Source organism: Citrobacter sp. CFNIH10, assembly GCF_002934585.1.
In the GTDB taxonomy this organism is placed as follows: Bacteria; Pseudomonadota; Gammaproteobacteria; order Enterobacterales; family Enterobacteriaceae; genus Citrobacter_A; species Citrobacter_A amalonaticus.
Genome location: NZ_CP026216.1, coordinates 4,073,180 through 4,094,003 on the forward strand (window position 1 = coordinate 4,073,180; position 20,824 = coordinate 4,094,003).

18 protein-coding genes and 1 riboswitch are annotated in these 20,824 nt (G+C 53.6%); of the genes, 14 read left to right on the forward strand and 4 right to left on the reverse strand.

From position 1 onward, the window contains the following. The first annotated feature begins 14 nt into the window (after positions 1 to 14). The 9 genes from dauA (at position 15) to C2U53_RS23545 (ending at position 8,927) form a co-directional block, all read left to right on the forward strand. Positions 15 to 1,694: a C4-dicarboxylic acid transporter DauA gene (dauA, locus tag C2U53_RS23505; RefSeq protein ID WP_071888393.1), complete on the forward strand. Its 1,680-nt coding sequence runs from the start codon at positions 15 to 17 to the stop codon at positions 1,692 to 1,694. Positions 1,695 to 1,841: 147 nt separating this feature from the next. Further along, on the forward strand, positions 1,842 to 2,351 hold the full coding sequence (locus C2U53_RS23510) for an N-acetyltransferase (RefSeq protein ID WP_043001918.1): 510 nt from the start codon (positions 1,842 to 1,844) through the stop codon (positions 2,349 to 2,351). Positions 2,352 to 2,513: 162 nt separating this feature from the next. After that, a riboswitch (cobalamin riboswitch) is annotated at positions 2,514 to 2,742 on the forward strand. A 219-nt stretch (positions 2,743 to 2,961) separates the two neighbouring features. Then, positions 2,962 to 4,014 (forward strand): ABC transporter substrate-binding protein, encoded by a 1,053-nt coding sequence (locus tag C2U53_RS23515; protein WP_104446514.1) that lies wholly within the window; start codon positions 2,962 to 2,964, stop codon positions 4,012 to 4,014. 65 nt (positions 4,015 to 4,079) lie between these two features. Continuing rightward, positions 4,080 to 5,147: an iron ABC transporter permease gene (locus C2U53_RS23520; protein WP_043000475.1), complete on the forward strand. Its 1,068-nt coding sequence runs from the start codon at positions 4,080 to 4,082 to the stop codon at positions 5,145 to 5,147. Beyond that, positions 5,144 to 5,959 (forward strand): ABC transporter ATP-binding protein, encoded by an 816-nt coding sequence (locus C2U53_RS23525; protein ID WP_104446515.1) that lies wholly within the window; start codon positions 5,144 to 5,146, stop codon positions 5,957 to 5,959. The genes C2U53_RS23520 and C2U53_RS23525 overlap by 4 nt, the downstream gene beginning before the upstream one ends. Positions 5,960 to 5,970: 11 nt before the next feature. Further along, positions 5,971 to 6,411 carry a pseudoazurin gene (locus C2U53_RS23530; protein WP_044267213.1) on the forward strand — a complete coding sequence of 147 codons (441 nt, stop codon included), beginning with the start codon at positions 5,971 to 5,973 and terminating at the stop codon, positions 6,409 to 6,411. Positions 6,412 to 6,425: 14 nt separating this feature from the next. Then, a complete protein-coding gene (petA, locus tag C2U53_RS23535) occupies positions 6,426 to 6,977 on the forward strand; it encodes a ubiquinol-cytochrome c reductase iron-sulfur subunit (RefSeq protein ID WP_044257819.1) in 552 nt (183 codons plus the stop codon). Between the two features lies 1 nt (position 6,978). Then, complete coding sequence (locus C2U53_RS23540) at positions 6,979 to 8,118, forward strand: cytochrome b N-terminal domain-containing protein (protein WP_104446516.1); 1,140 nt, start codon at positions 6,979 to 6,981, stop codon at positions 8,116 to 8,118. A gap of 5 nt (positions 8,119 to 8,123) precedes the next feature. Further along, the gene (locus C2U53_RS23545) at positions 8,124 to 8,927 is read left to right on the forward strand and encodes a cytochrome c1 (protein ID WP_044267231.1); all 804 of its coding nucleotides are present in this window, start codon (positions 8,124 to 8,126) and stop codon (positions 8,925 to 8,927) included. A gap of 69 nt (positions 8,928 to 8,996) precedes the next feature. Here the strand turns inward: C2U53_RS23545 and ychH are convergent, their stop codons facing one another. Beyond that, on the reverse strand, positions 8,997 to 9,275 hold the full coding sequence (gene ychH, locus C2U53_RS23550; RefSeq protein WP_012132144.1) for a stress-induced protein YchH: 279 nt from the start codon (positions 9,273 to 9,275) through the stop codon (positions 8,997 to 8,999). Positions 9,276 to 9,549: 274 nt separating this feature from the next. Between ychH and pth the strand changes: the two genes are divergently transcribed. Next, positions 9,550 to 10,134 (forward strand): aminoacyl-tRNA hydrolase, encoded by a 585-nt coding sequence (pth, locus tag C2U53_RS23555; RefSeq protein ID WP_043000471.1) that lies wholly within the window; start codon positions 9,550 to 9,552, stop codon positions 10,132 to 10,134. Positions 10,135 to 10,250: 116 nt separating this feature from the next. Beyond that, entirely contained in the window at positions 10,251 to 11,342 is a 1,092-nt protein-coding gene (gene ychF, locus C2U53_RS23560) for a redox-regulated ATPase YchF (RefSeq protein WP_043000470.1), read from the forward strand. 99 nt (positions 11,343 to 11,441) lie between these two features. Here ychF and C2U53_RS23565 read toward each other — a convergent pair whose 3' ends face one another. Further along, a complete protein-coding gene (locus tag C2U53_RS23565) occupies positions 11,442 to 13,115 on the reverse strand; it encodes a methyl-accepting chemotaxis protein (RefSeq protein WP_104446517.1) in 1,674 nt (557 codons plus the stop codon). Between the two features lie 887 nt (positions 13,116 to 14,002). Here C2U53_RS23565 and C2U53_RS23570 point away from each other — a divergent pair. Beyond that, complete coding sequence (locus C2U53_RS23570) at positions 14,003 to 14,482, forward strand: Rrf2 family transcriptional regulator (RefSeq protein WP_044257678.1); 480 nt, start codon at positions 14,003 to 14,005, stop codon at positions 14,480 to 14,482. A gap of 64 nt (positions 14,483 to 14,546) precedes the next feature. Here C2U53_RS23570 and oqxB read toward each other — a convergent pair whose 3' ends face one another. Beyond that, on the reverse strand, positions 14,547 to 17,702 hold the full coding sequence (gene oqxB / locus C2U53_RS23575) for a multidrug efflux RND transporter permease subunit OqxB (RefSeq protein WP_043000463.1): 3,156 nt from the start codon (positions 17,700 to 17,702) through the stop codon (positions 14,547 to 14,549). A 24-nt stretch (positions 17,703 to 17,726) separates the two neighbouring features. Beyond that, entirely contained in the window at positions 17,727 to 18,902 is a 1,176-nt protein-coding gene (locus C2U53_RS23580) for an efflux RND transporter periplasmic adaptor subunit (protein ID WP_104446518.1), read from the reverse strand. A 336-nt stretch (positions 18,903 to 19,238) separates the two neighbouring features. Here C2U53_RS23580 and C2U53_RS23585 point away from each other — a divergent pair, with 336 nt between their 5' ends. Next, a complete protein-coding gene (locus C2U53_RS23585) occupies positions 19,239 to 19,592 on the forward strand; it encodes a helix-turn-helix domain-containing protein (RefSeq protein WP_043001911.1) in 354 nt (117 codons plus the stop codon). 205 nt (positions 19,593 to 19,797) lie between these two features. Next, positions 19,798 to 20,778 (forward strand): GlxA family transcriptional regulator, encoded by a 981-nt coding sequence (locus C2U53_RS23590; protein WP_043000461.1) that lies wholly within the window; start codon positions 19,798 to 19,800, stop codon positions 20,776 to 20,778. Positions 20,779 to 20,824: the final 46 nt, after the last annotated feature.

A 20,824-nucleotide genomic window follows, 5' to 3' on the forward strand; every position in this document is an offset into this window, starting at 1 on the left:
GATGAAACATTATTGTGAACAGAATTTTTTCCTCACATGTGATGCCTTTCCGCGCCCTCATCGACGCTTGTTGGAAAGAAAAATATACCGCCTCACGGTTTACCCGTGATGTGATTGCCGGGATCACCGTCGGGATTATTGCTATCCCGCTGGCGATGGCACTGGCTATCGGGAGTGGTGTCGCGCCGCAGTACGGACTTTATACCTCCGCTGTGGCCGGGATTGTTATTGCCTTAACCGGGGGCTCGCGTTTTAGCGTCTCAGGCCCGACCGCCGCGTTTGTGGTGATCCTCTACCCCGTTTCACAACAGTTTGGGCTGGCAGGCCTGCTTGTCGCGACGCTGATGTCCGGGGTCTTCCTGATCCTCTTTGGCCTGGCCCGCTTTGGCCGCCTGATTGAGTACATCCCGGTCTCAGTTACCTTAGGTTTTACCTCAGGGATTGGTATCACCATTGGTACCATGCAAATCAAAGATTTCCTCGGTTTGCAGATGGCCCACGTTCCGGAACACTATCTGCAAAAAGTCGGCGCGCTATTTATGGCTCTGCCGAGCATTAACCTGGGCGATGCCGCCATCGGGGTGGTCACGCTGGGCACGCTGATGATGTGGCCGCGTTTGGGCATTCGCCTGCCGGGCCACCTGCCCGCCCTACTCGCCGGCTGTGCTGTCATGGGGATCGTCAACCTGCTGGGCGGCCACGTTGCCACCATTGGTTCTCAGTTCCACTATATTCTGGCCGACGGCTCACAGGGCAACGGGATACCGCAACTACTGCCGCAACTGGTGCTGCCGTGGAACCTGCCGGATTCTGATTTCACGTTGAGTTGGGATTCCCTGCGCGCCCTGCTTCCGGCGGCCTTCTCAATGGCCATGCTGGGGGCAATCGAGTCCCTGCTCTGCGCCGTGGTACTCGACGGAATGACCGGCACGAAACACAAAGCCAACAGCGAGCTGATTGGTCAGGGCCTGGGTAATATTGTCGCCCCCTTCTTTGGTGGGATTACCGCAACGGCGGCGATTGCCCGTTCGGCGGCAAACGTCCGCGCTGGCGCAACATCCCCTATTTCCGCCGTGATCCACGCGCTGCTGGTGATCATGGCGCTGCTGGCGCTGGCACCGCTGCTCTCATGGCTGCCGCTGTCGGCGATGGCGGCCCTGCTGCTGATGGTGGCCTGGAACATGAGTGAAGCGCACAAAGTTGTGGATTTGCTGCGTCATGCGCCCAAAGACGACATCATTGTGATGATGATGTGTATGTCACTGACAGTGCTGTTTGACATGGTCATTGCCATCAGCGTCGGGATTGTACTGGCCTCGTTACTGTTTATGCGCCGTATTGCACGCATGACGCGACTGGCAGCGGTTAACGTCGAGGTCCCCGATGATGTACTGGTGCTGCGCGTGATCGGCCCACTGTTCTTTGCAGCCGCTGAAGGATTGTTTACCGATCTGGAGTCACGCATCGAAGGAAAACGCATTGTCGTACTGAAATGGGACGCGGTACCGGTGCTGGACGCAGGTGGTCTGGATGCCTTCCAGCGCTTTGTGAAAAGATTGCCAGAAGGCTGCGAACTGCGCGTAAGTAACCTTGAGTTCCAGCCGCTGCGCACGATGGCGCGCGCTGGCATTAAGCCGATTCCGGGTCGTCTGGCCTTTTTCCCGAACCGCGACGCGGCGCTGGCTGATTTATAATCTTTTTGCGCTTACCGGTCTGTTCCTGTACAGGCCGGTAACATTTTCCGCTCTGTCCCCTGTTTTTCCCCTCCCGTGTTGTTATTATCAGCTTTCAGTTTCTGCAAATAAGAGTGACAACTCGTGATTTCATTTACGCTACGTGAAATGACCGGAGAAGATATTCCGGCGGTTCAGTTATTTCTGATTCAACATCTGAATGAATTTTTTGCGGCTGACAGACCTGCCCCTACTCCCGGGCAGGATGTTTTTAACCTGCAACAGCAGTATATTCAACAGCAGCGCAATGTATTGCTGTGCGCCTGGAGCGAAAAGCAGGAACTCATTGCGACCCTGGCCGTCTGCCAATATGACGACCGTATAGCCGAACTTCGCGGACGCTATATTTTGACAGAAACGGCAGAAATTTGTCGCTGCTATGTGGACAAACGTTACCGCAGAAAAGGTATTGGACGTCAGTTACTCGCTTTTGCTGAAACATTCTGCGAGCAGCAGCGGTACAACTTATTATACTTACATACCCATCATTTTTTACCGGGAGGTTATTCATTCTGGCGACGTAATCATTTTCAGGTTGTGATGGATATGCACGATGACTGGCAATTAGTGCATATGGAGAGATCACGTAAATCACGCATGAATAAGAATATTACTTGATCAATGTCAATCAATTCTCATTTAGCTTTTCATTATTACATTTCGACATCCGCAATTTCATCCTCAAAAAAAAACATAACACATTGATACACAACAACTAAAATTTATCCCACTCAATAAAATTCGTCTTTCCCCTTGCGATTGATCTTGTTAACAAATGCCGATACAGTCTTTTTCGACAGTATTTCATTGCACCAACATTGTAATGAATAGGAACATGGTGCGGATTATTGCAATCCCATTCCATGACTGCCCCCGCAACTGTAGGCGGATGCAGAATATCCTCGTGCAGCATATTTTGTTGCAGGTCACTGTAAAGCGAATCTTTATGGGAAGGCCGATATTCTGATTACCGTGAGTCAGGAGACCTGCTGTCAAATTTATACCCCATTGAGTGGACGGGATGGTCCATGTGATGAATTATTTGATACTAGGCACCGTGAAAGAGTGAATCAGATCCTTGACTGAACCGCTGACTTTCTTTATTTGCATAACGTCATGCATAAATTTCACGATGTCCTGTCATCTATCGTCATGAACTCTCCCGATATATGGAACGATATAATCCATGACCAGACGTTCAGATTCTGGCATGAACGGGATGATAATAATGCACGCTAATGTTACCTCTTTACCTTATAAAAAAATGCTTCTGGTTGTTGCTGGTGCCGCACTGTTTCTCACCTCAGGTCTTTCTCATGCAGCCAAAACGGAATATCCATTGACGATAAAAAACTGTGGTCGGGATATGACATTTCACGCAGCGCCAAAACGTGTTGCCACCGTAGGACAAAACAGCACTGAGATCCTGTATGCGCTGGGCCTGGCCGATCGCGTGGTAGGCACATCGCTGTGGTTCGGGCCCGTTCCCGACGCGTATAAGACGGCAAATGACAAGATTGCAGTTATTGCGCAGAACATCCCCAGCTTCGAAGGCATCATTGCCAAAAAACCGGATCTGGTCGCCAGCCAGTTCGAATGGCAGATCGGCCCTGCGGGCACGGTGGCGTCTTATGAACAGTTCAGCGAACTGAAAGTCCCGGTCTATACCGCACCGGCAGACTGCGCGAAAGATAACGAAGATGGCGGTGACGGCGTGCGCAAAGGCATGTTTGATATCGCAATGGTCTATCAGGAAGTGGCCGACTTAGCGAGGATCTTCGACGTTCAGGATAAGGGCGAAGAACTGATTGCCAGCCTCAAAGCACGTGAAACGGCAGCGAAGAACAAAATCGCCGGGATGGACAACAGTGTCTCTGCCGTTTTCTGGTTCTCCAGCGCCGACCTGCAATTGGATCCGTATGTCGCCGGGAAATTAGGGCCTGCTGCCTGGATTGCGCAGACCCTGGGTATCAAAAACATCATTGATTCCGCAGAGGAGTGGCCAACGGTCGGTTGGGAAACCATCGCCAAAGCCCAACCGACAGTGATTGTGCTGGGGGAAATGAGTCGTCGACGTTTCCCGGCCGATGACTGGCAGGTGAAAATGGATTATTTGAAATCCGACCCGGTCACCCAGCTGATCCCCGCCGTAAAAGCCGATCATTTACCCGTGATTGATGTACAGACCATGAATGCCGGAATCAGAACGATTGACGGTGTTGAAAAACTGGCTGACGCCCTGGTTGAGTATGGTTTAGCGCATCCTCAAGCCGCGCATTAACCCTCGTTTCGCGCCAGTTCCTGACGGGGCTGGCGCGTGTTGCGCACTCCGAAACGCAGGTGACTATGAGCGATTTACGCAGGCCACGTCACGCCGTTAGTCGGCTGGCAGTCAATGTTTGCGGCCACGCCCTCTGGGTTAGCGTGCTGATGTGTGGCGTCCTGCTGGCAGGGATCGCCATTGGCGAGACGTTTATTCCCTGGCAGCACGTATTCAACACGCTGGCAAACCATCTGTTTGATACCGATTATCCGGTTGATGCGCTGGATGCCGGGATCGTCTGGAACTATCGCCTGACCCGTGCGCTGGTCTCCGCCAGTTGTGGCGCCTGCCTGGCCGTGTCCGGCGTGGTTTTACAGTCGTTACTGCGCAATGCGCTTGCCGAGCCGTATCTGCTGGGCATTTCCGCAGGCGCATCAACCGGTGCGGTGCTGGTTGCGCTGACCGGACTGGGCGCCGGGATGATCAGCATGTCGTTCGGCGCATTTGTCGGTGCCCTGACTGCCTTTTTGTTTGTGGCCCTTCTGGCGGTAGCGGCAGGCGGCAGACAAGGCGGTGGGGTGACGACGCAAATCATTCTCGCCGGGATTGCCAGTTCCCAGTTATTCAATGCGCTGACCTCGCTGATCATCACCCGTTCAGCTAACGCGGAACAGGCACGCGGCATTATGTTCTGGTTACTCGGGAATCTGAGCGGCGTCCGCTGGCCGGATGTGGTGCTGGCGATCCCCACAGCGTTAGTTGGCGTTGCGATATGCTTCTGTTATGCCCGCCATCTGGATGCCTTCTCTTTTGGCGCGGAGTCCGCCGCCTCACTGGGGATTCCGGTAAAACGCACACGTGGCGTGCTGATTGCCGCCGTAACGGGTATGACGGCCATTATGGTCTCCATCGTCGGCGCAATTGGCTTTGTGGGACTGGTGATCCCTCACGCCGCCCGTCTGCTGGTAGGCAATCAGCACCATCGTTTGCTGCCTGTCAGCGCGCTGATCGGCGCCATTTTCCTGATCGTCGCCGATGTTATCTCCCGCACGCTTCTCCCCGGACAAGTTCTGCCTATCGGCGTTATTACGGCCCTGGTTGGTGCGCCCGCGTTTTCCATCATCCTGATCAGAGGAAACCCGACCAAATGACCGTCAATCCTGTACCGACTCTGGTTGCCACCCGCGATGCGATAATTCAGGCGAAAAGTCTGCACTGGCAGGTGAAAGGCAAAGTGATCGTCAATGACGTCTCACTCAGCGTGGCGCCGGGTGAGTTTGTCGGTATTATCGGCCCCAATGGTTCCGGGAAAACGTCGCTGATTTCATTGCTGGCCGGTCTGCTGAAGCCCACCGCCGGTCACATCCTGTTGCAGCAAAAAGCGCTGCATCGCTATTCACGTCGTCAACTGGCGCAGCAGGTCGCGCTGGTTGAGCAGCAGGCAGAAACCAGTGAGCGCCTGACCGCGATACAGGCCGTCTCGCTGGGGCGAACCCCGTGGCTGAGCCTACTGAATCCGTGGTCGGACAACGATGACGATATCGTCCAGACCATGCTGGAGAAAGTCGATCTTCAGCATCTTCGCCATCGCTGCTGGCACACCTTTTCCGGCGGCGAAAAACAACGCCTGCATATTGCCCGCGCGCTCGCTCAGCAGCCACAACTGCTACTGATGGACGAGCCCACTAATCACCTCGACATTCAACATCAGATTGGCCTTCTCAGTCTGGTGAAACGCGAAAAATTGACGGTTGTCGCCGCTCTCCACGATCTCAATCATGCTGCCATGTTCTGCGATCGCATCATCGTGATGAACGCCGGTCGTCTGGAAATGCAGGGCCGTCCCTGCACCATTTTCACCCGCGAGAATCTCCGCGCCTGGTTTGGCATTGACGCCATCGTCGAGCGCGATCGCCATGGTGCGAACTGTTTTATTCGTTATCAAAGACCTGAAGAAACCTAAGGAAGCCCCCCATGAACTCTCTGAAAAAGAGCCTGAACGTATTGTGTTTGCTGCTCCTCACCGCCTCTGCCTTCGCGCAAACCCACGAAGTACTGATGAAGAATCGCGGTTCAGCAGGCCCCATGGTCTATGAGCCAGACTACCTGGAGATTCAGCCTGGCGATACGGTGAAATTTATCCGCAAACATAAGAGTCACAACGCAGCCTCGATTGCTGAACTCTCGCCTGCGGGCTACCCGGGATTTATCGGCAAAATCGATGAGGAGATCGCAGTGAAGTATGACAACGCGGGCTTCTACGGCATTAAATGCACCCCGCATTATGCGCAAGGGATGGTCATGCTGATTAAAGTCGGCAACGCCACCCTGCCGGACAGCTATCGCGCGTTTACGGCCCCCGGGATCGCTAATAAGCGCTTTCAGGATATCTATTCGCGTATTGATAAACAGTAAGGGAGAGCGCTGTGGTGGTGGAGAACAAACAGCCGGATAAAGACATTCAGCAGCAACGACGCAACTGCCTGTGCAAATTGACAAAATTTGTTGGCGCAGCGGGAGTGACCGCCGCCGTCTGGCCGTTAATTTCCGCATTAGGTCCGGACGAAACAACGCGCGGAGAAAATGAGCCGATAGACGTCTCGCTGGCGGGGATCGCCGCAGGACAAACCCTCAGACGCATCTGGCAAGGGAAGCTGATCCTCATCCATCATCGCACGCCGGAAGAGATCGTCGCGGCCCGCACGGGTGACCACAGCACGCTTGTCGATCCGCAATCGGACAGCGAACGGGTCGCGTCTGACTATCCGCAGTGGCTGGTTGTTCAGGGGTATTGTCCGCATGCCGGCTGTGTTCCCAATACCAGACCCGGTGGACAGGGCTGGATTTGCCCGTGTCACGGTTCGGAGTTTGATACGTCCGGACGGGTCACCCGCGGCCCCGCAACCACTAATCTGGCCGTTCCTGAGTTTGCCTTTCATCCTGATGGTCTGACCGTGCGTATAGGCGCTAAGGACGTGTGAGATGATCCGCTGGCGCATTCCTTTCCCGCGCTCCATCGCCGGTGTATGGCTGTTTGCCGTTGGTGCGATCCTGCTGGTGATGCTGGGAATACAGATCCTGACCGGTATCGTGCTGGCGATGTTTTACGTCCCGACGACATCGCTGGCGTTTGATTCCATCATCCACATCATGCGCGCGGTCAGTCACGGAGCGTTGCTGCGCAATATGCACGCCATCGGCGCATCGCTGTTTTTCTTTGCCTGCTATTTGCATATTTTCCGTGGCATGTATTACAGCGTCTACCGCAGACCGTATGTGACGATGTGGATGGTTAGCGTCACGTTGTACGTGCTGCTGATGATCACCGCGTTTCTTGGCTACAGCCTGATTTGGGGGCAAAAGAGCTACTGGGCAGCGACGGTGATCACCAGTTTCGCCCGCGCTATTCCGGTAGTGGGCGACGGGTTGTATACCTTGCTGGTAGGCGGCTATGCGCCTGGCACCTCCACGCTTGGGCGCTTTTACGTCCTGCACTTTATTCTTCCCGTTGTGGTCGTGGTGATGACGATTTTCCACGTCCGTACGGTACAGTCGGCCTTTGCTCACGCGATGAAACGGGCCTTCAGTGAGAAAGCGTCTCGTCGTCTGCTCTTCGATTACCGAATCACGGATGCAGATGCTATTAAAATCACGTTATTCCTGATGCTGTTCACCTGGTTTTTGTTCTTCGCGCCGCACTATCTGAGCAGCGCGGATAACTTCATCCCGGCGGATCCCACGGTGACTCCGGCGATTGTTGCCCCGGAGTGGTACTTTCTCCCCTTCTTTTCCATTCTGCGCTGCTTCCCGAACGAACTCGTCGGGCTGGTGGCGATGTGCGGCGCGGTGCTGATCTTCTATTTTCTGCCGTGGCTGGATACCTCCCGCGCACGTTTTCGTCACTACAGCAAATGGGTGAAATGGGGTTTCTGGCTGTGGGTGCTGAACGTCTGTTTTCTTGGGTGGCTGGGATCAAAAGCCCTGGTTGGCCCCGATCTGACGGAGGGCATTCGTAATGAAGAGGGATGGATCCGCGCGGTCTCGCAACTGTCGACAATCGGCTATTTCGCCTGGTTTTTACTGGTGCTGCCCTGTCGTCGTTTTCTGGAAAAGCAGGACTGAAGATGATGAGACAATTACTCAGATGCAGCATGCTGTGGGTGGTACTCTGCGCGATGAGCCCCACATTCGCGCAAGAGCCTGTTCCCACGCGCCAGGAGTGGAGCTTCAGCGGTCTCTCCGGAGAATATGATAAGGCGCAATTGCGACGCGGTTTGCAGGTCTATGAAGAGAAGTGTCGGGCCTGTCACGGCATGAAATACCTGACGTTTCGCACGCTGACCAAACCCGGCGGCCCGGAACTAACGACAGAAGACGCGAAAAATCTCGCCAGCGGCTATGTCTTTCCGATTATTCAGGATGACGGTCAACCCGGTGAGCGGGACGGCACCCTGAACGACAGCTTTATTTCGCCTTATCTCAACGATCAGGAAGCGAGACACCTGAATAACGGCGCCCTGCCCGTGGATTTAAGTTATATCGTTCGCGCCCGAACCTACGATCGCGGCTTTCCGCAATTTCTGCTGGACGCGTTTATTCCCTACACTGAGCAAGGCGCGGATTACCTCTTCGCGCTCTTAACCGGTTATCTGCCTGATGACCCAGAACTGAAGGCGAATCGTTATTATCCTGGTGGGGTGATTAACATGCCAAAACCGCTGGCGGACGGCGAAATCGAATGGCAGTCAGAATCGCATGTCGCGCAAACTGAAGAACAATACGCACGGGATGTCACCGCCTTTCTGACCTGGGCGGCCGATCCCGACCTGACGGCGAGAAAACATCAGGGAATGTACGTCATGGGGTATCTCGCCATCATGCTGGCGTTATTATGGATGATGCTGCGGATGAAAAGACGCGCACAACAATAACGCGAGAAAGAAATCGCAAACCGTGACCAGTCAGCCTGATGCTGGCTGGTCATTATCTTGCAGGGAACGTTAACTGTGACGACGATTATCGTTACGGCGGCAACGTTTGTCGTAATGGCGCACCCACCAGTAGCGGTCGCTGACTTGTTCATGCCCCCCTACGCGGGCACCCGCCAGCCACAAAATGGCGCCGACGAAGATACTGAGCACTGCACCATGTGCGAAAAATTGTGGCAGGTTAAATTGCGGCAACTGGTTTAAAATGGAGTAACCCACACCAACCACCATAACCACTAACCCCAAACCCATGAGCACATTACCGAGTAACGAAGCGTTTTTGCGTTTCATGTGTCACCTCCGGAACTTTTGGGTTGCTTCAGGGAATACCCCTAATCCATATGTGTAAAGTATAGACAACACACCACTTTGGTAGTGCGCCTGCGATCACAATTACACCCCATTATTCAACAAATCTTTACAAATAAGCCTCTGAACACCTTGACTTTCTAATAATCAATAAAGGCAATTATTCAGTTTCCGGGTAAAGTGACACGGTGCTTTGTCAAGCGGGGCGACAGACAGTAAACTACGCGCCAGTTATTGAAACACTCAGGATAAAAACGTGACGATTAAACTGATTGTCGGCCTGGCGAACCCCGGCGCTGAATATGCAGCCACCCGACATAATGCGGGCGCATGGTACGTCGATTTACTGGCAGAGCGGTTGCGTGCTCCTCTGCGCGAAGAGCCGAAATTCTTTGGCTACACCTCCAGAGTCAGTCTGGAAGGTGAAGATGTCCGTTTATTAGTTCCCACCACGTTTATGAATCTGAGCGGCAAAGCGGTCGGCGCAATGGCGAGTTTTTATCGCATCAATCCCGACGAAATTTTAGTGGCCCACGATGAACTGGATCTTCCCCCTGGCGTGGCAAAATTTAAACTCGGCGGAGGTCATGGCGGACACAACGGGCTGAAAGACATTATCAGCAAGCTCGGCAATAACCCTAACTTTCATCGCTTACGTGTCGGAATCGGTCATCCGGGCGATAAAAATAAAGTTGTCGGCTTTGTATTAGGTAAACCGCCTGTTTCAGAACAGAAGTTAATTGACGACGCGATTGACGAAGCGGCGCGTTGCACTGAAGTATGGTTCAAAGATGGTTTGACCAAAGCAACGAATCGATTGCACGCCTTTAAAGCGCAATAAGCAGTGATGTGCGGCATTTTTGCCGTACGCTGTGTATAATAGGCAAAGTTATTTCCATTTCTACAATCTGTTTTCTACAACAGGTTGATTATTAAGATATTAAGGTGATTTAAATCATGGGATTCAAATGCGGTATCGTCGGTTTGCCCAACGTCGGGAAATCTACCCTGTTCAACGCGCTGACCAAAGCCGGTATTGAAGCGGCAAACTTCCCATTCTGTACGATTGAGCCGAATACCGGCGTCGTGCCGATGCCCGACCCGCGTCTGGAGCAGCTGGCTGAGATCGTTAAACCGCAACGTATCCTGCCGACCACAATGGAATTTGTTGATATTGCCGGTCTGGTAAAAGGCGCGTCCAAAGGTGAAGGTCTGGGTAACCAGTTCCTGACCAACATTCGTGAAACCGAAGCGATTGGCCACGTGGTGCGCTGCTTTGAAAACGACAACATTATTCACGTTTCGGGCAAAGTGAACCCGGCGGAAGATATCGACGTGATCAACACCGAGCTGGCGCTGGCTGATCTCGATACCTGCGAACGCGCTATTCACCGCGTACAGAAGAAAGCCAAAGGCGGCGATAAAGACGCAAAAGCCGAGCTGGCCGCGCTGGAAAAATGCCTGCCGCAACTCTCTGAAGCTGGCATGCTGCGTTCTCTGGATCTGACTGACGAAGATAAAGCGGCGATCCGCTACCTGAGCTTCCTGACGCTGAAACCGACCATGTATATCGCCAACGTGAACGAAGACGGTTTCGAAAACAACCCGTATCTCGATCAGGTACGTGAAATTGCCGCGAAGGAAGGTTCCGTCGTGGTTCCGGTGTGCGCCGCCGTTGAAGCGGACATCGCTGAACTCGACGATGACGAGCGCGACGAGTTCATGCAGGAACTGGGGCTGGAAGAACCGGGCCTGAACCGCGTGATCCGTGCTGGTTACAAGCTGCTGAACCTGCAGACCTACTTCACCGCTGGTGTGAAGGAAGTGCGTGCATGGACCATTCCTGTCGGCGCCACCGCACCGCAGGCGGCAGGTAAAATCCATACCGATTTCGAGAAAGGCTTTATCCGCGCACAGACGATCGCGTTTGACGACTTCATCACCTACAAAGGTGAACAAGGCGCGAAAGAAGCCGGTAAAATGCGTGCTGAAGGGAAAGATTACATCGTTAAAGATGGCGATGTGATGAACTTCCTGTTCAACGTCTAATTCGTTTCTGTTGTCTCATGAGATTTCGCTGAATCTCATGAGAATCACAAAAAAACTATAAAATCCACGCAATTGCGTGGATTTTTCGTATTAGGGTGCTCAGAACGTTTCCCAGTTGTCTGTTTCTGAAGCTATCTTTTTGGACACCACGTATTTTTCGCCATTATTCCTCTCCCTCTGGCGACTAACACGTTTTTCTGAGGTCATGTTTGCGGCTTGTATTCCTTCCTCATTCAGACTGAACACGCTCACCATATCCTGGAGTACACGAGACTGCTCCTGCATTGAAGAGGCAGCTGCAGCTGACTCTTCAACGAGCGCGGCATTTTGCTGTGTGGTGGTATCAATCTGTCCCATCGCACTGTTGATTTGGGCAATCCCATCACTCTGCTCCCGACTCGCTTGTGCGATTTCCTCAATCAGTTGAGTCATGTTCTGGACGTTGGAAACAATTCCCATCATGCCAGCATCTGCTTTTTCAACCAGATTGCGGCCAGAGGCAATACGGGAGACAGAATCATCGATCAATTCCTTAATTTCACGGGCAGCTGACGCACTGCGTTGTGCCAGTGTTCGGACTTCTCCAGCCACCACAGCAAAACCACGTCCGGATTCACCCGCTCGCGCAGCTTCTACTGCTGCATTCAGTGCCAGAATATTGGTCTGGAAGGCTATACCATCAATAACCTGGATGATGTCCGCCATTTTTGATGAGGAATCGTAAATTTCCTGCATCCGGGAAGACACTTCACTCATAACGGCGCCATTCTGTTTCACGACAGAGGCTGTCTCACTCACGTAACGATGCGCCTGCGCCGTGTTTGCTGCAGTATTGTTAATAGTTGCCGTCAGCTCTTCCAGCGTCGAGGCAGTCTCTTCTACCCCTGCCGCTTGCTCTTCCGTGCGAGAGGCCAGATCGGTGTTACCACTATTAATTTCAGCCGCGGCTAACGCAATGCTGTCGGCCCCTTCACGAACCTTGCGTACCGTATTACGCAGACTCTCTGTCATTTCCCTCAGGGAGAGCATCAGTTGTCCAGGCTGGTCTCGGGATTCCACTTTGACGTCGATACCCAGATTACCGGACGCCACTTCCCGAGCCACATTAACGGCTGACAGCAATGGGCGAGTTATCCCACGTGTGATAAACCACGCTAACAGACTGCCGACGACAATAGCGATGACGCCAAGAACAATCAGAGCCTGAATTGCCGCCGAGCCATTCTCCTGAATGGACCCACTGGCTTCATCAATTTGTGCTTTATCGTAATTTTCCAGTGCTTTTACGCTGCCGGAATAGACCTCCATGGCGGGAATGAGTTTCTGGCGAATAAATGCATTGGTGGCATCACCATTCCCTTGTTCACTGATGCGAATCGCCTCATTGCGGATATCGATGTACAGCTTTCTTTTATCCCCCACGGTCGCCAGGAGTGACTTACCCGTATCAGAGACAATTAATTCTGCCAGTTCCTTCTGAATGGCACTCACCCGCTCTGACATTACCTTCATCTTTGACTGGGCAAATTTTTTAATTCCATCATCAGAGGAAGTCAGTACAGATAGCCCCATCGCACCATTATAGTCAATTGCCGCCCCCCACGCCCCCGTGAGTCGCTCCAGCACCAACAACCTGTCCGTAATAGCATGGGTTTCTTTCAATATGCCATTTAATTTAACGATCCCCGTTACAGCCATAATAACGACAAGGGTGAGAACAATACTGAAGCCAACTCCCATTCGGGTACCAACACCAAAATCATTTATTTTCATTTGCTATCTCATACAAAAAAAGTCACCTTTTCCCTGCCACCCGTTGAAAAAACCAGAACAATGCCGGGAGCGTTCGACTTAAGGTCGGAGTCAAGCTAACATATTGAAATTGATCATGTTTTAAACATGTGCCAGCGTATCTATCGGCAGAAAGGGAGAGGACTTTAACGTGACCATTCTCTTAGAAAAACATTGACATTGTGAAACGAGACAGGAAATCGCGTGTAAAATAAACCGTATCTTGTTGTTTTTTAATTGAAAAAGACAACTCAGTTTTTATCGCATAATTTCATACTGGAAACAAAAGAATAAAAAAACAACAACCGATTCCATATTAATCTAATGATACCCCCTCAACCCACTTCCATTAATTGCATCGAAAATAGTTAACATTGATACTAACGTATTCCGATAAAAAGAAAACACCACTATTCTTAAACGACAGGCTTTAATCCATTGAAAGTTTCAGAAAGGATAGACTGATATTTTTACTCCACAGACCTGAATTGATGATATTTTTCCCCCCTACGTATAGCGTACATTTGGTGTTATAAGTGAACGCAGATTCGGCGATATTGTTCAGGCAATGAAACTCACCACTAAATATGAGTATGGCTATAACGAATACAAACCACGTTCAGCACAGAATTATCTGACGTCATCTGGGTTTATAACAATGTGTAAAACAGGGTTTCACTCCTTTGGTTCGATAACATCGTTTCAGTGTCTGATTCTCTGGACTGAGATCCCAGGCTGTTCGTCTGGCATGTCAGGTCAAATGTTGACTGCTTCAAAAAAATTACCGTTTTTGTTATATTGATGCTTACTGATTATCCACCTCCGCGGTGCCAAAAAGAACAAGATTCACCGCAACCCAGGACAATAAAATGTTAGATTACCGCTTCCCGACAGCTTTGCAGATGGTTCTCAGCGTAGCGATGGCGGAGCAATCGGGTGAACGTTCGACAAGTGCAATTCTGGCCTATGGTCTGGAAGCAAATCCGAGCTTTATTCGCAAATTAATGGTTCCGCTCACGCGAGACGGTATCATCGTCTCAACGCTTGGCCGCAACGGTTCTATTCATCTTGGTCGCCCGGCGGAAGAGATCACCCTGCGTGATATCTACCTTTCTGTTATTGAAGATAAAAAGCTATGGGCATCGCGTCCTGACGTACCGGCTCGCTGCGTGGTCAGCGCCAACGCTTGCTGGTACTTCAAATCTATCGCCGATGAAGCGGAGCAAGCTTCGTTAGAGGTATTAGCTCGCCATACCGTGGCAAGCGCGCTGGAGAAGGTCAAAAAAGCCGATACCAGCGGGTGCGATCCGGTCCCTGAGATTGATACCCAGTCTAAAAAAGCGCATTAATTATTTCCTTAACCGCAAAAAACCGCCTTAACGGTGAAGGCGGTTTTATGTTATGTGCAATTCCTTAAGAAACCGGCAAAACATCCCTTATCGGTTTACCGCGCGTAACGAACTTACGCAGCGTCACGTAAAACACCGGCGTCAGGAACAGACCAAACAGCGTCACGCCCAGCATCCCGGAGAAGACCGTGATCCCGGTGACGCCGCGCACTTCTGCGCCCGCGCCGTGGCCGAGGATCAGCGGAATAGTCCCGGCAATAAAGGCGATGGAGGTCATCACAATCGGACGTAAACGCAGGCGGCACGCCTCCAGCGCGGCTTCCATAATGCCTTTGCCCTGAATTTCCAGCTCGCGGGCAAACTCTACGATAAGAATCGCGTTTTTACAGGCCAGCCCCATCAGCACTACCAGTCCCACCTGCACGAACACGTTGTTATCACCCCCGGTCAGCCAGACGCCAAACAGCGCGGAGAGCATGGTCATCGGGACGATAAGGATCACCGCCAGCGGCAGCGTCCAGCTTTCATACAGCGCCGCCAGGACCAGGAACGCCAGCAGCACCGCGACCGGGAAGACGATTAGCGCCGTGTTGCCCTGGGTGGCCTGCTGGAAGCTCAGATCCGTCCATTCAATGTTCATCCCGTTCGGCAGGATCTGCTTAGACATCGCGTCCAGCTGCGTCATCGCCTGCGCAGACGAGAGCACGCGCGGGTCGGCATCGCCAATCAGATCCGCCGCCGGGTAGCCGTTGTAGCGGATTACCGGATCCGGCCCGTAGGTGGTCGTGATTTTCACCATACTGCCAATTGGCACCATTTCGCCCTGGCTATTACGGGTGCGTAAATTGGCTATGTCTTCCACGCTGTCGCGGAACTGCCCGTCAGCCTGCGCCATCACGCGCCAGGTACGGCCAAACTGGTTGAAGTCATTCACGTACGACGAGCCCAGATAGGTTTGCAGCGTACCGAAAAGGTCGGTCAGCAACACGCCCTGCGCTTTCGCCTTATCACGATCGACCTGTACATCCAGCTGCGGAACGTTAGCCTGATAAGTTGAGATCGGAAAATGCATTCCCGGCGTCTGCATAATCGCCCCGGACATGGTATTCACCGCGTTTTGCAGCGCGCCATAACCCAGACCTGCGCGATCCTGGATATACAGCGAATACCCGGAGCCCTGCCCCAACCCTAATATCGGCGGCGGCAGAATGGAGAAGCCAAAACCTTCCTGAATTTGCGCAATTTTCGCGTTGATCTCCGCGTTAATTTCCGCCGCGGAATGTTTACGCTGATCGAACGGCTTCAGGCCGAAGAAGACCGTCCCGGTATTCGGCGTGTTGGTGAACTGCAGCGCGTTCAGCCCCGGGAACGCAACCGCATAGTCCACGCCTTCGGTATTCATCCCGATTTCGCTCATTTTGCGGATCACCGCGTCGGTGCGCGCCAGCGACGAACCTTCCGGCATTTTCACGCCGCCAATCAGATACAGCTTATCCTGCGTCGGGATAAACCCGCCGGGCACCGCTTTAAACATGACGCCTGCGGCACAAAGCAGCAGCAGATACACCGCAAATACCGCGCCGCGTCGTCCCAGCGTTTTACCCACCAGCCCCTGATAGCCGTTCGAGCTGCGGTGGAAAAAGCGGTTAAACGGACGGAAAATCCAGCCGAACAGACGATCGATTAGCCGGGTCGGGAAATCTTTCGGCGCGCCATGCGGTTTTAACAGCAGAGCCGCCAGCGCCGGAGAGAGCGTCAGCGAGTTAATGGCAGAGATGACCGTGGAAATCGCGATCGTCACCGCAAACTGCTTGTAGAACTGCCCGGTGACGCCCGAGAGAAACGCCATCGGCACAAACACCGCACACAGCACCAGCGCAATCGCAATAATCGGCCCGGACACTTCTCGCATCGCCTGATGCGCTGCCGCAAGCGGCGCAAGCCCCTCTTCAATGTTTCGCTCGACGTTTTCCACTACCACGATGGCGTCGTCCACCACGATACCGATGGCTAATACCAACCCGAACAAACTCAGGGTATTCAGCGAGAAGCCCAGCAGGTAGAGAATGCTGAAAGTACCCACCACCGAAACCGGCACCGCGATCAGCGGAATAATCGACGCGCGCCAGGTTTGCAGGAACAGGATCACCACCAGCACCACCAGCACCACCGCTTCCAGTAGCGTTTTCACCACCGCACGAATCGAATCACGTACAAAGACCGTCGGATCGTAAGGTGCCGCCCACTTCATATCTGCCGGGAAGCGCGTGGACAGTTCGTCCATTTTCGCGCGTACCGCGTTAGACAAATCAATGGCGTTCGCCCCCGGCGACTGGAAGATACCAATCCCGACCGCGTCTTTATTGTTCAACTGGGAACGCAGCGCATAGCTGCCGGACCCCATTTCGATACGCGCCACGTCGCGCAGGCGGACGACCGTACCGTCCTGCGTCGTTTTCAGGACAATATTGCCAAACTCTTCTTCTGTATGCAGACGGCCCTGGGCGTTAATGGAGATCAGAAAATCGCTCTCTTTCGGCAGCGGCTCGGCACCAAGCTGCCCGGCGGACACCTGTATGTTTTGCTCCTGCATCGCTGTCACCACATCCGACGCGGTCAGCCCGCGCGCCGCCACCTTGTTGGGATCCAGCCAGATGCGCATCGCGTATTCACCCGAGCCGAAAATCTGGATCTGGCCGACGCCCGGCAGGCGCGCCAGCTCGTCCTTCACCTTCAGCGTGGCGTAGTTACGCATATACAGGGAGTCGTACTTACCGTTGGGCGAAAACAGATGCACCACCAGCGTCAGCGTCGGGGACTGTTTCTGGGTGGTAATGCCCAAACGCCGCACGTCTTCCGGCAGACGCGCTTCGGCCTGCGCAACGCGGTTTTGCACCTGAACCTGCGCCTGATCCGGGTCGGTTCCCGGACGGAAGGTGACGGTGGTCACCAGCACGCCGTCGGAGCCCGCGACGGACTTCATGTACATCATGTTCTCAACGCCGTTGATCGCCTCTTCCAGCGGCGTCGCCACGGTCTCGGCAATCACTTTCGGGTTGGCGCCGGGGTATTCCGCGCGCACCTGCACGCTTGGCGGCACGACGTCAGGATATTCGCTCACCGGCAGCAGCGGGATGGCGATTAACCCGGTGATAAAAATCAGAATCGACAGGACGGCGGCAAAAATCGGCCTGTCGATGAAAAAGCGGGAAAAGTCCATGGGTTGGATTCTCAGGTCAAGGGATCAGTTGAGGGCGCTGCTGGCGGTCATGGCAACGGTTTTGGCGTTAACCGGCATACCCGGCATAAACACTTTTTGTAAGCCCTCGACGATGACTCTGTCGCCAGGGTTCAGTCCCTGCTGCACGATGCGTAAGCCGGCGGCGAGACGCCCCGGCGTAATATCACGACGCTGTGCTTTACCCTCTTTATCCACGATATACACGTACTTACGATCCTGATCGGTCAGCACCGCTTTGTCGTCAATCAGCGTGGCTTTGAATTCCGCGCTACCCGGCAGGCGTACGCGGGCAAAAAGTCCCGGTGTGAACTGACGCTGCGCGTTATCCAGCAGCGCGCGCATACGGATGGTGCCGGTACTCGGCGTCAGCTGGTTATCCAGGAAGTCCACTTTGCCCTGATGGGGATAGCCCTCCTCGCCCGTCAGGCCAATCTCAACCGGCAGCGCCGTGTGATGACTGGACACCCCCTGCCCGCTGCGGGCCAGATTTTGATAGTGGAGATAGGTTGACTCGTCCACGTCAAAATAGACGTAAACCGTCTTCTGCGAGACCACCGTGGTGAGGACGCTGGCGCTGTCGCCCGCAGTCACCAGGTTCCCGCTGGTGATCAGCGCCCGGCTGGCGCGACCGTCAATAGGCGCGGTGACTTTGGTGAAGTCCAGATTCAGCTGCGCGGCGTCAACCGCCGCCTGGGCAGCGCGAATATCGGCCTGCGCCTGGGTGGCGGCCGAACGGCGCTGCTCCCACTCTTCGCGGGATACCACATTCGTGTTGACCAGTTTATCGGTGCGGTTTGCCTCACTTCGCGCCAGGCTTGCCTGCGTTTTAGCTCTTACCAGGTTCGCCTGCGCCTGTTCCAGCGCCGCGCGATAGGTTCGGTCATCAATCGTGAACAGCACCTCGCCCTTTTTCACTTCCTGACCGTCGGTGTAATTCACTTTATCAATGTAACCAGAGACGCGGGGGCGTAGCTGGACGCTCTCCACCGCTTCAATCCGACCGTTAAAGCTATCCCACTGGCTAATGGATTTTACGACCACGTCAGCAGCACTGACGGCGGGCGCAGGCGGCGCGGCGTTTTGCGCGACGCTGTTATCACATCCGACAAGCAACATAGAGAGCAACATCGCCCCCAGCGCGCTCGGATAAACATTACCCCAGGTTTTTTGCAGGCTCATTATTTTTATTCCGGTATTGGTAGCCGCCGGGCAAGACGCTGCGGGAGACGCCGCGCCACCTCCTTTGTCCGGTAGCTGACTTAAGGCCATTTGTGTCGTTCATCGCCACAAAACTGTAACAGTTGCAAATACACTATCGCGGCGATTGTAGGAAGGCGCTTAATTAAGTGCAAGAATAATTGTTGCACTTTATGTGCTATTTGAGCGGATGTGAAAAGACTTGTTTCAGGTAGGGATTTAAATGTAACAATAAAACTTGCAATTATTTTCAAAAGGAGCCACCTTTAAATGCAACAGATAAAGATGCTTTTTGATACGCAGCCCGGGGGAAGCGAGATGAACACTGGCGCATTTATTCACGATTTACTCGACTGGATTAATAACAACCTTGATAACCGCCTGGACATCGACACCGTTTCCAGACGAGCCGGTTATTCGAAATGGCACCTTCAGCGCATCTTCAAAGAACATACGGGTTATCCCATCGCCGGGTATATTCGCGCGCAAAAGCTGCGAAAATCGGTTGAACGCTTAACCCACAGCGACGAACCGATTTTGAACGTGGCGATCGCGTTGGGCTTTGACTCTCAGCAGTCATTCAACCGCAGCTTCAAGCGTCAGTATGGTCAGGCCCCCGGCGCATGGCGCCGCAATGCCGGTTGCCCGTTGAGTAAACGCCAATGTCAGTAATGCCTCTGTCGGGGGTCAGGACCACCGCGAATGCCTCTACGCCAGCCTGATGAATTGATTGACCCTCTCTTCGCCGCTTATTGTCACGATTCACCGCCCGTTTACTGGCGGTCAGAGGCGGGACAGTCTCTGCGGCAGGGATAAGACCGCTTCCATCTGCGTCTGTGCTGTTGACTTATTCTGTAAAAAGATTACTTTTCAGGACATGAAGAAGATACTCATCATTGTCCCCGATGGCGGTATGCTGTTTGAATCCGCTGGTATTGCCGACATTCTGATGCAGGCCAATCGCCTGCATCCGGAAGGTGCTACGGACATCTGTTACCAGGTGCAGTTAGCAACAACTCAACCGCATCAGGTGATCCATGGTCAGTCTGGTTTAAATTTACTGGCAGATCATCGCCTGCATGAAATTGACCCTCGTGAGCCTCTGGATACCATCATTATCACCGGCAGAGGTCAAAATCCGCAGGAAGGGATTGCAGTGGTTGACTGGCTGCGCCTTGCCGCTCCCCATGCCCGCCGCATTGCATCCATTTGCGGCGGCGCGATGCTGCTGGCGCAAACCGGACTGCTGGACGGCAGACGAGCCACCACCCACTGGAAGCTACTGGAAACCATGCAGGCAGAATTCCCTCAGGTGCGCGTCGAAGGCGGTCCGCTCTACATTCAGGACGAACACATCTGGACGTCAGGCGGAGTCAGTTCCGGCTTTGACCTGACGCTTGCCCTGGTTGAAGAGGACTACGGCTTCAGTCTGGCACGCGACATCGCTCAGGACTTCGTCATGTACCTGCGCCGACCCGGAGGCCAGTTGCAGTTTAGCCGCTACAACCTTCAGCAGAGCAGTACCCAGGGCCCCATTAGCGATCTACAGGCCTGGCTGCTCGAAAACCTCACCGCCGACCTCAGTGTGGATAAACTGGCGGCAAAAGTCGCCATGAGCCCGCGTAATTTCACCCGCGTGTTTACCCGGGAAACCGGCGCTTCGCCGGCCCGTTACGTCGCCGAAGCCCGTCTGGCTGCTGCACGACAGCGTCTGGAGCAGACCAACGAGACGCTGGATCGTATCGCTGAACAAACGGGATTTGGCAGCAGCATTAACCTACGGAGACTGTTTGAGAAACAGCTCCAGCTCACGCCGGGAGAATATCGTCAGCGCTTTCACTGTCGTAAAATGGCGTAAAGTGATCCTTTTTTGTCATTTACGCCAACTGATGACCGACCTACAT

Excerpts from the sequence above, each read along its gene's own strand:
- C2U53_RS23510 (WP_043001918.1), top strand. The coding sequence starts at position 1,842 with ATGACCGGAGAAGATATTCCGGCGGTTCAGTTATTTCTGATTCAACAT.
- C2U53_RS23515 (WP_104446514.1), top strand. The coding sequence starts at position 2,962 with ATGCACGCTAATGTTACCTCTTTACCTTATAAAAAAATGCTTCTGGTT.
- C2U53_RS23520 (WP_043000475.1), top strand. The coding sequence starts at position 4,080 with ATGAGCGATTTACGCAGGCCACGTCACGCCGTTAGTCGGCTGGCAGTC.
- C2U53_RS23525 (WP_104446515.1), top strand. The coding sequence starts at position 5,144 with ATGACCGTCAATCCTGTACCGACTCTGGTTGCCACCCGCGATGCGATA.
- C2U53_RS23530 (WP_044267213.1), top strand. The coding sequence starts at position 5,971 with ATGAACTCTCTGAAAAAGAGCCTGAACGTATTGTGTTTGCTGCTCCTC.
- C2U53_RS23540 (WP_104446516.1), top strand. The coding sequence starts at position 6,979 with ATGATCCGCTGGCGCATTCCTTTCCCGCGCTCCATCGCCGGTGTATGG.
- C2U53_RS23545 (WP_044267231.1), top strand. The coding sequence starts at position 8,124 with ATGAGACAATTACTCAGATGCAGCATGCTGTGGGTGGTACTCTGCGCG.
- ychH (WP_012132144.1), bottom strand. The coding sequence starts at position 9,275 with ATGAAACGCAAAAACGCTTCGTTACTCGGTAATGTGCTCATGGGTTTG.
- ychF (WP_043000470.1), top strand. The coding sequence starts at position 10,251 with ATGGGATTCAAATGCGGTATCGTCGGTTTGCCCAACGTCGGGAAATCT.
- C2U53_RS23565 (WP_104446517.1), bottom strand. The coding sequence starts at position 13,115 with ATGAAAATAAATGATTTTGGTGTTGGTACCCGAATGGGAGTTGGCTTC.
- C2U53_RS23570 (WP_044257678.1), top strand. The coding sequence starts at position 14,003 with ATGTTAGATTACCGCTTCCCGACAGCTTTGCAGATGGTTCTCAGCGTA.
- oqxB (WP_043000463.1), bottom strand. The coding sequence starts at position 17,702 with ATGGACTTTTCCCGCTTTTTCATCGACAGGCCGATTTTTGCCGCCGTC.
- C2U53_RS23580 (WP_104446518.1), bottom strand. The coding sequence starts at position 18,902 with ATGAGCCTGCAAAAAACCTGGGGTAATGTTTATCCGAGCGCGCTGGGG.
- C2U53_RS23585 (WP_043001911.1), top strand. The coding sequence starts at position 19,239 with ATGAACACTGGCGCATTTATTCACGATTTACTCGACTGGATTAATAAC.
- C2U53_RS23590 (WP_043000461.1), top strand. The coding sequence starts at position 19,798 with ATGAAGAAGATACTCATCATTGTCCCCGATGGCGGTATGCTGTTTGAA.